Below are 12,323 nucleotides of genomic sequence, written 5' to 3' on the forward strand. Positions count from 1 at the left end.
AATAAAATTAGTTTGTGGCGTTACATAAATCATAGAAACCTAATGATCCACTATAATTTAAAGAGAATCAATCATGAAAATGGGGCCAAAAAGAACTCAGTTGAATATCAATATCGACCCAGAATTGTTGCTCAAACTTAAGTCTGAAGCAATTAAGAATGGACAAACATTAACGAAATATGTCACTGATCAACTAGCAAACCATCAACACAAAAAAGATTCGGATTACCTTCTTGAGCAAAGGCTATTAAAGATAGAACAAAAGCTTGGTTTAGTTAAGAGTTCGACTATCAAACAAAACGAAGATATAGGAGTTATTTTTACCGATGAAGGCGCAAAGTTATATGGCGAGATAGCTAAGGAAATATTTGATTCACACATTCAATCAAAAGGACTTTCTTTGAGCTCTGCATTAAAAGACCTAGCTCGTCATCTCAATAACTACAAACATAGTGACCCTGAACTAGTATTTCAGATCCTATTAGGTAATCATGTATTAACAGGCTTAGAAATGACAAAAGCCTATAGGAAGGGATCTTGTGGCATGAGAACTGCTCTATGTGATTGGACCAATGACAATTTAGAACCTTTAAATGAGGCTTTTCTAAACGCAGTTATAACGAAAAATCTTAAATAAGTAATCGATGAATCTTGGACTTCTTCAAATGAATCAAATTTTAGTCCAAATAGGCTGCCTAATAGAGAATAGAAAGCCCATATCATACAGATTGAGAAAAGGATCAACTTCTTGCAAATAAAAATCTTTTATGGGAAGAATGAGTAACTTCCAATTCACAGATGAGCAATTTTTAGAGATCAGAGAAATCTGGCGAGATATCAACTCCCAATGCAAAACCATTCAAGACCAGACTGGTTGTCCAAATAGTGAAATAGTTAAAATGATTGATTCAGCTAAGAGTTACTGGGAAAATAAAAGCTCCTCCAGATAAAAGAGTGATTTGTTTAGCCAGAGATGATCAAGATGCTTTGGATCTGACTTAAACGTTTTCTTCTCTTTAATTTATTTGCCAATTGGTATGTTTTTATTAGTGTCGAGAAAAAGTTTTATAACCAATGGGAAAAGTAACCAAAAGAGTGGAAGAGCTTGAGAGGAGAGCCCAGCATTTAGAAGTAGTGCTGCAACACCAAGCAAAGAAAAGCAAATAAGTTCCGTACTCATTGCTATCCAATACCTGGGATATCAAAAGGAAGCTTATCTCCTGCTGATACTAAAAATTTTTGAACAAATGGTATACGTAATAAGAGTAAAGGAAGGACAATGTTCAATACGATCCAACCCCCTCCAATAATTGGTGCCCATTTGCCAAATTTTTTGAGAAAGCCTTTTTGTTCTTTTCCCTCTGCCATGGATTTCAAAAGAGTTAGAGCGTTGATTCTTTCTAGCCATCTTTATTAACACTAACTACTGCCTAATGAAGAGTTAACTTGTACCCATGGGCTAACTGTTTAGTGAAGATCAAGATTAACCCAAAATTTATCTAAACCTTATCTGACTTATTTCACTTAACTTTTGGTCGTAATTATTCAAAGTCACCCAAGACTTTTGGGTCCCTAAAATGATGTGCTCTTTGATCATCAACATCTGCCATGACATCAACATCTGGCATAGCATCAACATCCTCTTGTCTCTTCTCAAGACTGTCAGCAATAGTCCTTAAAACGCCCGCAATTAAAGATAGTAAGGATGATTTCATTTTCACTAATCAACTAGAGCAGCCCAAGAGAAAGCTGAGCCTATTCCAATCCAGGCTCCGGCAGTCAAGAGTAGTCCGTTAGCCCCTAACCAATTAATGATTCTTTGAGACATTGCCGTCACTAGTAATAATAAGCCTGCTTGGGCAAAAAGAAGACCTAACAAATAACCTATGAGAGGTGTAGATTCTGCTCCAACAATTGTGCTTCCAAGTAAATAGCCATGTAAAGCAAACATAGGCAAGAGCCATTTTGAACTCAACCGATTTAAAACAATTAATCCTTCTATGGCTAAAGATAATGAAACAAGTGCTTCTGCCCAGGGGGCCAGTAAATCAGGCAACGGTTGCAACTGTACCAATGCACTTCCTGCCAAGCCAACCGCCAAAAGTGGCAGGACCCATTTCTTGGTTCTTTTGAGTCCTATCAGGGCGATGCCCAGCATGAAAAGAAGATGATCAGGTCCTAGCAATGGGTGTCCAACTCCGCTAAGCAAAGCTTGCCAAACTGACAAATCAGAATTCTCGCCCATACCAAAGGGATGATGAGCCAAGGCTGGTTTTATAAAACCAAGTAATAAAAGGAGAAAGAATACTCCTAGAGAATCCAGGAGTTTGGATCCCAAAACAGGAAGCTTCATGAATCGATCCTCGTCGAATAGTGAATAAAGGCAGGTGTTCTGACTGATATCGCAAAAAGTCGATACTTCACAGCTGCGGGACAGCAACGGACTCTCACCGTATTTTCCCTGTTACCTCCAATGGCTGATCTCCATTGGAACCTTTTAAATCTATGTTGGCAGAAAACTTATAAATGTGATTCTTTATTGACAAACTTAGATCATTTATTCTGAGACCAGTTCCCTCAAAGGGAACTGGTTCAAATCTTCAAAAAGGAACAATTAATAGATTTTCAAAGACAATTAAAAAGGAGAATGATTCAAAGGCGAGTAATTAACTAAAAGACATCTCCTTTTAAGTAGATATTTTTTATTAAGATCAAATTATACTTAAAGATGGGATGGCCACATTGAACAGGTGGGTTTTTCGTATTCAAATCAAATACTATAGAGTCAAAAGTAAAAGCATTAAAACTACATATGTCCAATCAATGGTAAAAGAATTGAAAAGATATATGCCATTAAAGGCAATTCTTCTTGAACCATTATTAAATAAAGTAATCAGTGACATTGCTAATGAATCTCTTTCTAGTGCTATTCGTTCCTCTATTAATTCTTGGATTCATCTACACCCTGATCATCGACAACAAACGTCTTTCTCCATGGATAGAACGACTATCTCATAACAGTGGAACGATTTGGACCTATGGAATTATTACGATCACGATTCTATCAATCCTGAAGTACTGGAGTAATAGTTAAATGACTCTTAGTCCTCATAGAAAACACAAAATTTATATCGCAGCAGCTATGGGATATGGGGTTGGTTCAGACGATCCAGAAGAAGTTGCCTATTACAAGCAAATCAAAGAAGAAATGAAAAAAGAAAGGGGAAAAAGGAACATGGGAATCTCAAGAACGGATTAATACACTTAAACTAATTATCTTCTTCTAAGAGATAATAAAAATATCAGTGGAGGGAGGGGTGAAGTTCTACTAGCTGAGATATTAGCCATAGTTTTATTTAAACTTCTAGGTTACTTCAAATAATGGATATTTTCTATTAGAAAAGCTAAAGACATTTAATGCTTTAAAGGAATAGAAAACCAAACCTTTTCCTTTAGCTCATCATCTGCAAACCATTCCTTGTACTCACTTGAAAAGGCAATCCTATCTTCCCCCTCTAAATAATTCAACCGAGCTAGAGCATGATCTAACGCCACCTGTAAGGATTTCATTGCTTGACTCTCTCGAGAAGACATAAAGACTCCTTTGATTAATAGAATGTTATCTCGACCAGGAAGAAAAAGCACTTAAATTAATATCCTTCTTTTCAATTACAAGCGTTTCATGAGTAATAACGGTCAACCATTTCTTGAAGCATCTTACGGATGTGCTCATTTTCAGCATTGGTTTCTTCTTTTAATTTCTCGCATGCACCTTTAACTTGCATCCAAACAGCTTCCATAACTTCTCGTTCTTCTTCTGAAGGTTTCCACTTAGACTTTTCCATATAAAAGATCATAGAACCCAAGTAAGTTCTGAGATCGAAGATTTACCCAAATCCCTACACTAACTATCTAAACCATTGATACCAATACACATGAAATTCTTTTGAATTAAAAGCAATCAATTCAACAAAATACATCAAATCAGATTAATGCATCAATAATGGTCGATGTTTTAAGAGACTATGCAGAAAGGTTGGATGGGTAATAAAAAGCCTGCCCCCTTCTCCTGCCTTGTATTCAATAAAAAATAATGCCAGATAAGCCTTCGAAATGGATTACCTCCCTCCGCGAAGAAATTCGACAGCAATGTGGCGAGGGATGGATGGTCCGCGGCATAGGGAAAGGTCATGTTCAAAAGGTTCAGCTGACAGTTCGTTTTGAGGATGGCAACCGAACCAGCATTGTTCTTGGGCCAAAGGCGAAGAGCGATCCAGATTTTGTTCCATGGGTAGGAACAAGTGCTGAATGGATCTTAAAAATCTCCACAGACATTTCGCTAATAATGAAATCTCAAGGGAAGGGCTTAGCTGAAGCATATAAAATAGTAAAACAAAAAAACGAGTCTAGATTGAATTGTGCACTTGACTGGGAACAACTAGCCAGAAGATTTAAATCACATAAAACAAGTAATGGGAAGAAAGGATTACGAGTTTGGAACCGAAACTACCGAACTCCTATTTCCCGCACATTGCTTATCCTTAGTGGAGAAACTGCTCTATCAAGTGGCTACTCGGTTTTAAAAACCCTTGTTGAACGTCATGGAGGAGAGCCTGGCTCAGCAAGCCGACGACTCCGGATCCAATACGCAGCGGAATTCCTACGCTTTGCCTTTAAGAATGGGGCTAATAGAAGTTGGCTACCACCAGAGGATCTGAATACATTTATTGGAGAGAAGGCAACTAATAAATAAAAACAAAAAAGGGAGTGCGTTGAAAGACACACTCCCTTTATCATCAAAGAGATTAGTTAACTTGCTATCACAAACGATGACGGAAACCAATTTGTGTTTTCCATGCGCCTGTTGAATCAACGTCTAGTTTCGCATTATTCCCTAAGTCAAAAGTTTGATCTCCTACACCTACCCATCCAGTCTCTATAAATACATCAACTGCGTCAGAAACATTTACGTTCAGTCCTCCAAGGAATTCATAAGTAAATGCAGTATCATCGCTATCGTTGGTACTAACACTAACAGTTGTACCGCTTACATCAACTGATGCAGTTATGCCATCCAAGTTAGTCTTAACTAGACCAGCTCTTGCACCTAAATATGGTGAGAATTTATTTCCTTCTTTATTGATGTCATAAAATCCACCTACTTTCAAGGAATGGTTCTCAAGATTTGTAGATAGAGGGGCTGTAACCGTAACACCACCTTCCATTATCTTAACGCTTTCAGTAGTAAACGATGAATACCCATAAGTACCTTCAACTCTCCAACTTCCAAAATCATAACCAACGCCTAAATTTCCTGAAAACCCTAGATCGTATTTCATATTACCGTTAACATCAGTATACCCAGTTTCTTTCGACTTTAGATTTGACTCGCTTACCTTTTCAAACCCACTACCAATAGTCATATACCAATTTGAATGCTCATCACCTGCCTGAACAGGTTTGAAGCTATCAGCCAAAATTGGAGTAGCTATAGAGCCCAAAGCAAGTCCTACAGTTAGAAGTTTTCTTCTAAAAGACATTTGTTCCTCACAAAACAAAAAATACAATCAAAAACTATCATTTGATACCTAGACAATCTAGTTTGTATAGACAGTAATGTTTTTGGCTTTCTTGGATATCATTAGCTTTCTGACTAAAAACAACTAGAAATGAATAGCATGAAAATTCAATTTAGTAAATCACAAAGCATTCCTTAGAAGTAAAGTAGAAGCTTCTATCCACACATCGCAATATCACTGAGAACCCATGGCACAACAGGAACCACGCTACTGGCTAATGAAGTGTGAGCTGCTTTCATACAAAGGGGTCTCGAGTTCTGATCAAAACCCATTTGACCTTTTGGACCATTTGCTCATCAGATAAGAATTTAATGACTGTCTCTAAATCACGTGCTCTACCAACTACTGGTGCCCTAACTGGAATTCTTGAGGCCCTAGCATTCTTCCGCGATCCTAGCTTCGCCAAAAGTCGATTTGATCGTCTTGGCAATGTCTTTGAGACATCAATGCTTGGGCAACCAATGGTGTTCATTCAGGGAGACAAAGCTATTACTGATTTGTTATCTCAACCAGAGGCGATTGAAGTTTGGTGGCCAAAGAGTGTTCAACAACTTTTGGGTAGCCATTCACTGGCAAACCGCAATGGAGCAGCTCATAAAGCAAGGAGAAGGGTAGTAGCTCAATTATTTTCCTCTTCAGCACTTCAACGTTATAGCCCTGGCATTATCGACTTAATTGACAAGCTTTGCAAAGAACTAAAAACAGCAAAAACTCCTCTCCCTTTAGCCGAGGGAATGCGACGTTTTGCTTTTTCCGTTATCGCTACAACTGTTCTTGGACTAGAGGGCAATGATCGTGAAAAATTATTTTCTGATTTTGAGATCTGGACCAAAGCTCTCTTCTCAATTCCAATCTCTGTTCCAGGAAGTCCCTTTGCTAAAGCTCTAAAGGCAAGAAAACGTTTACTTAAAAAACTTCAAGAAATCCTTAGTCAACCTATTAATCGCAAAGGTGGATTGGATTTGCTAGCAGGAGGTCTAGATGAAGCTGGTATTGCTTTCTCAGATGAAGATTTGGGAGAGCAACTACTTCTACTTTTATTTGCGGGGTATGAAACCACAGCTTCTGCCCTGAGCTGCCTAATGCGAGAATTACTTCTCAATGCAAAAGTAAAAACATGGCTTCTTGAAGAGATAGATACTCTAAAATGGCCTCCAACTCCTGAGGAAGCACCTATAGTCTACGATCCTGTCAATGCTCCAAGACTCGATGCCCTCGTAAAGGAAGTAATGCGATTCACTCCACCAGTAGGTGGTTTTTTTCGCCGCACCAAGCAATCCTTGGTCTTAGATGACATTCTCGTTCCTAATAATCGTGTAGTACAAGTAGCTTTAATTGCTTCTAACCGCCATGGGATTGGTGATCTAGATATATTTCGACCACAACGTCACCTTGAGAATGAATGTTCTTTAAAACTGATGCCTTTCGGTGGAGGCGAACGTGTCTGCCTAGGCAAATCTTTAGCTGAACTTGAGATCAGATTGATGGTGGTTGGGTTATTTCGTAAATTGCAACTTGACGTTATCCAGACTCAAGACTTCACCCTACGACAGATTCCAAGTCCATCCCCTCGTGATGGGTTGTTAGTAAAGGTAAAAGTGTAAAAACTCCTTTCGAAATCAATACTTCTAAGCCGTGATCTTTTTCTTGCCATTTAAAATACCACCAACTTTCAGTCTTCTGATTTTTCCATCTTCCCAAATCCAACAAACAGGGTCGGCTGCTTTTGCTTTCTGCAAGTCAGCTTGATGTCTCAAACTAACAGGCTGAAATTCCTTAGTTGAATCGAAATCGCTATCTCTAATCGCCTGATTCAATACAATACTGCCTTCCGGCCCCGAAACAGATCGGTGATAAGTACCAATAGGTATCTGGAGAGCACCCATTTTTTGGTTGAGATAAATCACATGATGAGGCTCTTCCCATTCGGGATTGAGCAAAGTAAAAGTACGCTTCCCCGCTAAGACCAAATTGTGGTCAACCTGGTGATGATGCACATAATACTGCTCAATTTCATCGTCATTTGGAGGAGAAATTGCCCTTCCATGATGAATGACTACATCAGATCCATTAGAGCCCTTGACTCCTGCATCAAAGAAAGTGACTTGAGGTGTTTCCCTAAACACATTCGTGGGAACAAAGTTTAGAGAAGTCTTTTTTTTACTTTTCGATTGATTCCACTGAACGTTAATTTGTATTGAGTCATCTAGATTTCTCAAAACAGGACAGTCCTTCGTGGCCTTTTGAAGAACCTTTAATTGACCAGACTCTAAATCACTTGGCATCTCAATTTTTAGTAATAAAGATTCAATCTTGCGTGGACCATGAGTTGTCATCTTCTTTTCAATTTCCACTGTTATCTCACCTAGTTCCCAACCTTTTTCTTTTGATGTAATTCCCATCACTGTAAGGAAACAAGTCCCTACTGCTGTCGCCAATAAATCAGTAGGAGCAAAATTTTCTCCTTTCCCCGCATGATCAACAGGTGCATCAGTTCTAAGTATTTGCCCAGAATGCACATGCTGAGCTTCTGTATGCAAATCCCCTAAATAACGACAAAGAATTCTGTCTACACTTCGTAGAGCTTACAAGTAGATTTAGAAGGATGAAGTTTGCATTCCTCTTCCCAAAATAAATCTTGCTTTTGTTGTGGTAATTCATAAGAGAAGTCATGAATATAATCAAGATCTCTCAATGGATTTGAAAAGACTGTAAAAGGAGTTCTTAGTTTCATAACCCTCCTGTTCGGTTAATTCATTTTTAACACATTCTTGTAAATTACATATAGGGCTTTTACGAAAGTATTTAGACTGTACGGTCCTCTCTAATCAAAGTGTTATTAACCGTCTTAAGTGATATTTACCGTATATATTTCTTCGGTTTACATGATTAGTGATTTCTAAAACTAGAGGCAAAATAATACTATTCCTGCACGGAACATCATGTACACATCCTTGTTTGACACAGTTCTCTTCGACTCATTCTTTTCTCCTATGAGGACTGTTTATGTTGTCTCTGATAGTCAACTAGAGGAGATAAAACGTAAGCAAAGCCAAGAGGAACTCGACAATCTTGAAGCTTCACGCAAAAGACTTGAGGAGAACTATCAGTCACGTATCAAAATCATTGATGAACGTGAGCATGAACTTCACGAAGAACTCAAAGCGCTAGGACCAGCAGCAGAAAAAAAAACTAAGCCTGCTGCTGAAGAAACTGAAAAGTGCGCTGTTAAGGCTTAAGCCTTTTAACTAGCCGAGTGATAGGGGTCACTAAATAGGTATAAAAGGGGCCTTGTCTGGCCCCTTTATTTTTAAAATTTCAAATGAATTTCCTTAATGACAACCAAAAAAGGAAACACGTAAAGAAATTTTTAGACATGACGAAGGGGGACGTATTTGGATGTCCCCCTTCGAGTCCAGCTCTTATTTTCTTAACCAACGAGCTAGGACTCCGTTCTCATTTCTAGCCAACTCCAAACAGCATCCACACATTGCAATATCGCTGAGAACCCATGGCATCAAAGGGACCTAACTACTGGCTAATGAAGTGTGCGCAAAATTTCGACGACATAGGCACCCCCTCCACAAGCAAAGATTTCTATTCTCGACAGAATCGAGAAAGTACCTACTTATTTTCTGTTCACTGAATTTCTTCTAATATTTGTAAGGCAGTAGTTACATGCTTGGTACTATTTAAGAGGTCATTGAAAACATGACGAATGACTCCAGTGGAATCAACCAAATAAGTTACTCTCCCATCTAATAAACCAAGTACCTTAGGGACACCAAACTTGTTTCTCAATGAATTATTTTCATCGCATAAGAGAGGGAAAGGAAGTTTATTTTTCTCTGCAAATTTCTTATGGCTTAACTGATTATCATTACTAACTCCCCAAACAACAGCTCCAAATAATTTAAATAAGTCATACTTATCCCTAAAACCACACGCTTCAGCCGTACATCCAGGCGTATCATCTTTAGGATAGAAAAATAAAATAAGTTTTTTCCCTTTACATTGTTTACTAGTTCTTGTTTTTCCATCTTGGTCAGACAAGGAAAAATCAGGTAGTTTATCACCTATTTTTAAAGACATTCTCAGAATAATTAGGAATAAATTGTACTAAATTTTAAGAATCTGATCAGTTACGAGAAGCAGCATCTCTAGATAAATCTCTCCAAAGCAAGATCCCGATATAAAACAAGCCAGACCAAGAGATAATAAAAAGTAAAGAAGAGAAATTCATAGAGTCCCCATGAATCCAGCAGTAAAACCAATCAAACAAAAGAATCCAAATTCAACAAGATCACGAAATGGAGTGTTAATTATATTGGAAATTGTCTGAGTCATATGCAAAGTTTGTAAAAGGTTAGGAAGGTCAATTCTTAGCCAATTCAAGTGGTGACTTCATTAAATTAATTCAAATATGTTTATTGAGAAAACCACAAGAATTGAACCAGCTAGAAAAGTTGTGAGGAGTAATTCTAAATTTCTCATGGGTAACTTTATTTATTTTCATCCAAAAATGCTTTGGATGATTAATAAATTCCAGGAATAATCCAGCCAAACAAGCCATAATTAATGATTAGGGCAAACAAACCAATCATCGCGAGTCGACCATTAGTCCTTTCGGCAACATCCCAGTAGTTATTATTCATTAGAAGACTCCTGGGAGCACCTGTCCTGTGAATACATAGCTAACCATTAATGAAACAAAGCCAATCATCGCCCACCTGCCATTAGTTTTTTCAGCTTCTTCTGGATAATTAGTGTAATTTTCCTCTAATTGCATTGGGGCCTCATAAGCAAACATATTTTGTTTGCCGTATTCGGTGACAACTAAACTTTTCTTAGCAGTGAGGGAAGGAGTTGAGGTAGTCATTTCTTAAAAAATCCCAGGGATAATTTGACCTGTCGTGGCATAAGCTCCAAAAGCAGCAACGAATCCAAGCATTGCAGCCCAGCCATTAAATTTTTCTGCATCAGGTGTCATGGTGTAAAAAGTGATTGTGAATTAATGATTTTGAATTAGTGAATAAATCAAAGCCGGCAGCCCAGGTGTAACTGACCAGAGTCCAAAAGATTACCTAGCTTTATAGCTGCAACCTGCTCACATCTGGAAAACGTTAACTGGTTGCTAGTGATCCATTGCAATTCATCTAAAGTGATAACTCCAGATGAAATAGATGTAAGAAATAATTTGCCTATTCCCATTTAAGACTTCTCCAAAAACTAATTTATAGAGATCTTTTTGTAAGCAGCCTGAACAAATTGCTGCAAAGGCTTAAAAGGATTAAGTTCCATTACCTAAACAATCCCAGGAATGATTTGACCTGTGGTTAGATAAGCTCCAATAGCTGCCCAAAAACCCATCATTGCAGCCCAACCATTAACGCGTTCTGCAATGAGCTTTTCTGGCTCAACTGATGGCTTTTGTGATACTTTTTTCATTTAAAAAATTTACTTAAGAGAGAGGAGGCCGATACGACCAACTTGTTAAGAACTATAACAGATAATATTACGGAGTGTGAAGGTTCGGTTTCTACCCTTAGCCTATTAATAAGAAAATGCCCCAATAAAGCATTGCTATAAAAAAGAATTTTAGTAAAAAAATAAAATCCAAAAAGTCATTTATCTAATTTTTATACTATTCAATAGTAGTAATAAGATCAATTAAACATAATTTTATTAGCAAATTAGGCTTACTTAGTAATAGCTTTAATTAGTAATTAACTTCAAAAGCTAAAAAAAGTATTCTGAATTTAGCCACATTTTAAAAAATTACTGAATATGCTATAAATATTTTTTTATAGCAATGGGCGAACTTCAAACCTCATTCAATAGCTTTTCAATATGGCAAGCTATTCTTTGGTGTTACTATCCAATGGCTGTACTTGTAGCCTTAGAGCTTCTTACAAGAAGTATTGACGACGATGATGATCAAGATGGAGGGAAGATGGTTCCAGCCTTGCAAAGTTACTCAGCCTAAGAGTTTCATTTGAGTGCTGTCAGTGCCCATCTCAAGACATTCATCAAATATACAGCTCAAAAATTAGGCGTATAGCTAGGCAATACTCGCTCACTTAAACGAGTTTGAATCACACCAAGCAGTCAGAAAGATCAAGTATATTTGAGATGTTAGTTATTAATAATAGAAACTTGATTGAAATAGAATAAACAAATGAGGGTGAGAATATTAAGCCATCCACACATCGCAATATCTCTGAGAACCCGTGGCACAACAGGAACCTAGCTACTGGCTAATGGAAACATAACCTATAGCCGTGGACTACGTTTTCAGCGAAGCGTCGAGATTTACCCAAACTTTAGCCAAACTTTCGCTCACTTATTTCTCTTTACTTTTGGTCAGTAATGTTTAAAAAGGAAAGCATAGAAAAGCATAGAAAAGCATAGATTTTATAAGCCTATAACTTAACTTTCCTAGAGGTAATAAAACCACTTTGAGAGCGAGAAACAAACCATAGAGGGAGTCCAATCACTAGTAGGCTCGCAATTAACAAAATTGTATTTACAGTAGAACTACTTACACCTAATTCGGAATAAGCTAATGAGAAAAGGATTACTGCCATGGGGTTAACCTTTAAAATAGAACTTCTTCAGGATATATATCAAATCCATAATTTATAACGTTAATTTATAACTTGATTATGGAAGTAATGATACATCCAAGTAAAACATTTATCATTCAAATAGGAGAGCAGAGGAATAGTATCTTATTTGTTTTAA

Annotated in this window: 21 protein-coding genes, 1 pseudogene and 1 riboswitch; of the genes and pseudogenes, 7 read left to right on the plus strand and 15 right to left on the minus strand. The window is 37.5% G+C overall.

Annotation, left to right across the window (positions count from 1 at the left end; genetic code table 11):
* The first annotated feature begins 73 nt into the window (after positions 1-73).
* Positions 74-637 carry a hypothetical protein gene (locus O5636_RS04900; protein WP_269623494.1) on the plus strand — a complete coding sequence of 188 codons (564 nt, stop codon included), beginning with the start codon at positions 74-76 and terminating at the stop codon, positions 635-637.
* A gap of 384 nt (positions 638-1,021) precedes the next feature.
* On the opposite strand, the gene O5636_RS04905 is transcribed toward O5636_RS04900, so the two are convergent.
* From O5636_RS04905 to O5636_RS04920, 4 genes are all read right to left on the minus strand, one after another.
* Entirely contained in the window at positions 1,022-1,180 is a 159-nt protein-coding gene (locus tag O5636_RS04905) for a hypothetical protein (protein WP_269623495.1), read from the minus strand.
* Between the two features lie 2 nt (positions 1,181-1,182).
* Positions 1,183-1,368, minus strand: coding sequence for a Signal peptidase I (locus tag O5636_RS04910; RefSeq protein WP_269623496.1), 186 nt, complete (start codon positions 1,366-1,368; stop codon positions 1,183-1,185).
* A gap of 173 nt (positions 1,369-1,541) precedes the next feature.
* Entirely contained in the window at positions 1,542-1,715 is a 174-nt protein-coding gene (locus O5636_RS04915; RefSeq protein ID WP_269623497.1) for a hypothetical protein, read from the minus strand.
* Between the two features lie 5 nt (positions 1,716-1,720).
* Positions 1,721-2,353: a HupE/UreJ family protein gene (locus tag O5636_RS04920; RefSeq protein ID WP_269623498.1), complete on the minus strand. Its 633-nt coding sequence runs from the start codon at positions 2,351-2,353 to the stop codon at positions 1,721-1,723.
* Between the two features lie 11 nt (positions 2,354-2,364).
* Positions 2,365-2,513, minus strand: a riboswitch (cobalamin riboswitch).
* Positions 2,514-2,733: 220 nt separating this feature from the next.
* Here O5636_RS04920 and O5636_RS04925 point away from each other — a divergent pair.
* Positions 2,734-3,018 (plus strand): hypothetical protein, encoded by a 285-nt coding sequence (locus O5636_RS04925; RefSeq protein ID WP_269621713.1) that lies wholly within the window; start codon positions 2,734-2,736, stop codon positions 3,016-3,018.
* Between the two features lie 76 nt (positions 3,019-3,094).
* Entirely contained in the window at positions 3,095-3,259 is a 165-nt protein-coding gene (locus O5636_RS04930) for a hypothetical protein (protein WP_269621714.1), read from the plus strand.
* A gap of 155 nt (positions 3,260-3,414) precedes the next feature.
* On the opposite strand, the gene O5636_RS04935 is transcribed toward O5636_RS04930, so the two are convergent.
* Both O5636_RS04935 and O5636_RS04940 read right to left on the minus strand, forming a co-directional pair.
* Entirely contained in the window at positions 3,415-3,645 is a 231-nt protein-coding gene (locus O5636_RS04935; protein ID WP_269621715.1) for a hypothetical protein, read from the minus strand.
* 35 nt (positions 3,646-3,680) lie between these two features.
* A complete protein-coding gene (locus tag O5636_RS04940; RefSeq protein WP_269621716.1) occupies positions 3,681-3,845 on the minus strand; it encodes a hypothetical protein in 165 nt (54 codons plus the stop codon).
* Positions 3,846-4,093: 248 nt separating this feature from the next.
* On the opposite strand from O5636_RS04940, the gene O5636_RS04945 reads away from it, so the two are divergent.
* A complete protein-coding gene (locus O5636_RS04945) occupies positions 4,094-4,753 on the plus strand; it encodes a hypothetical protein (protein ID WP_269621717.1) in 660 nt (219 codons plus the stop codon).
* A 67-nt stretch (positions 4,754-4,820) separates the two neighbouring features.
* Here the strand turns inward: O5636_RS04945 and O5636_RS04950 are convergent, their stop codons facing one another.
* Positions 4,821-5,540, minus strand: coding sequence for an outer membrane protein (locus tag O5636_RS04950; RefSeq protein WP_269621718.1), 720 nt, complete (start codon positions 5,538-5,540; stop codon positions 4,821-4,823).
* 350 nt (positions 5,541-5,890) lie between these two features.
* On the opposite strand from O5636_RS04950, the gene O5636_RS04955 reads away from it, so the two are divergent.
* Positions 5,891-7,183 carry a cytochrome P450 gene (locus O5636_RS04955; RefSeq protein ID WP_269621719.1) on the plus strand — a complete coding sequence of 431 codons (1,293 nt, stop codon included), beginning with the start codon at positions 5,891-5,893 and terminating at the stop codon, positions 7,181-7,183.
* A gap of 24 nt (positions 7,184-7,207) precedes the next feature.
* Here the strand turns inward: O5636_RS04955 and O5636_RS09725 are convergent, their stop codons facing one another.
* Both O5636_RS09725 and O5636_RS04970 read right to left on the minus strand, forming a co-directional pair.
* Complete coding sequence (locus O5636_RS09725; RefSeq protein WP_332299701.1) at positions 7,208-8,119, minus strand: OsmC family protein; 912 nt, start codon at positions 8,117-8,119, stop codon at positions 7,208-7,210.
* A 29-nt stretch (positions 8,120-8,148) separates the two neighbouring features.
* Complete coding sequence (locus O5636_RS04970; RefSeq protein WP_269621720.1) at positions 8,149-8,313, minus strand: hypothetical protein; 165 nt, start codon at positions 8,311-8,313, stop codon at positions 8,149-8,151.
* 208 nt (positions 8,314-8,521) lie between these two features.
* Between O5636_RS04970 and O5636_RS04975 the strand changes: the two genes are divergently transcribed.
* Complete coding sequence (locus tag O5636_RS04975; RefSeq protein ID WP_269621721.1) at positions 8,522-8,818, plus strand: hypothetical protein; 297 nt, start codon at positions 8,522-8,524, stop codon at positions 8,816-8,818.
* Positions 8,819-9,218: 400 nt separating this feature from the next.
* Here the strand turns inward: O5636_RS04975 and O5636_RS04980 are convergent, their stop codons facing one another.
* The 5 genes and pseudogenes from O5636_RS04980 to O5636_RS05000 all read right to left on the minus strand — a co-directional run bounded on the left by O5636_RS04980 (position 9,219) and on the right by O5636_RS05000 (position 11,027).
* Positions 9,219-9,671, minus strand: a complete 453-nt coding sequence (locus O5636_RS04980; RefSeq protein WP_269621722.1) for a peroxiredoxin — start codon at positions 9,669-9,671, stop codon at positions 9,219-9,221.
* A gap of 443 nt (positions 9,672-10,114) precedes the next feature.
* Positions 10,115-10,228, minus strand: a pseudogene (locus O5636_RS04985) (high light inducible protein); the annotation flags it as partial.
* Between the two features lie 5 nt (positions 10,229-10,233).
* On the minus strand, positions 10,234-10,458 hold the full coding sequence (locus O5636_RS04990; protein ID WP_269621723.1) for a chlorophyll a/b-binding protein: 225 nt from the start codon (positions 10,456-10,458) through the stop codon (positions 10,234-10,236).
* Positions 10,459-10,461: 3 nt separating this feature from the next.
* A complete protein-coding gene (locus O5636_RS04995; protein ID WP_269621724.1) occupies positions 10,462-10,569 on the minus strand; it encodes a high light inducible protein in 108 nt (35 codons plus the stop codon).
* A gap of 314 nt (positions 10,570-10,883) precedes the next feature.
* Positions 10,884-11,027 carry a high light inducible protein gene (locus O5636_RS05000; protein ID WP_269621725.1) on the minus strand — a complete coding sequence of 48 codons (144 nt, stop codon included), beginning with the start codon at positions 11,025-11,027 and terminating at the stop codon, positions 10,884-10,886.
* A gap of 364 nt (positions 11,028-11,391) precedes the next feature.
* Between O5636_RS05000 and O5636_RS05005 the strand changes: the two genes are divergently transcribed.
* The gene (locus tag O5636_RS05005; protein ID WP_269621727.1) at positions 11,392-11,565 is read left to right on the plus strand and encodes a hypothetical protein; all 174 of its coding nucleotides are present in this window, start codon (positions 11,392-11,394) and stop codon (positions 11,563-11,565) included.
* Positions 11,566-12,001: 436 nt separating this feature from the next.
* Here O5636_RS05005 and O5636_RS05010 read toward each other — a convergent pair whose 3' ends face one another.
* The gene (locus tag O5636_RS05010) at positions 12,002-12,166 is read right to left on the minus strand and encodes a hypothetical protein (RefSeq protein ID WP_269621728.1); all 165 of its coding nucleotides are present in this window, start codon (positions 12,164-12,166) and stop codon (positions 12,002-12,004) included.
* Positions 12,167-12,323 lie beyond the last annotated feature (157 nt).

This window comes from Prochlorococcus marinus str. MIT 0918 (assembly GCF_027359415.1).
Lineage (GTDB): Bacteria > Cyanobacteriota > Cyanobacteriia > PCC-6307 > Cyanobiaceae > Prochlorococcus_E > Prochlorococcus_E marinus_C.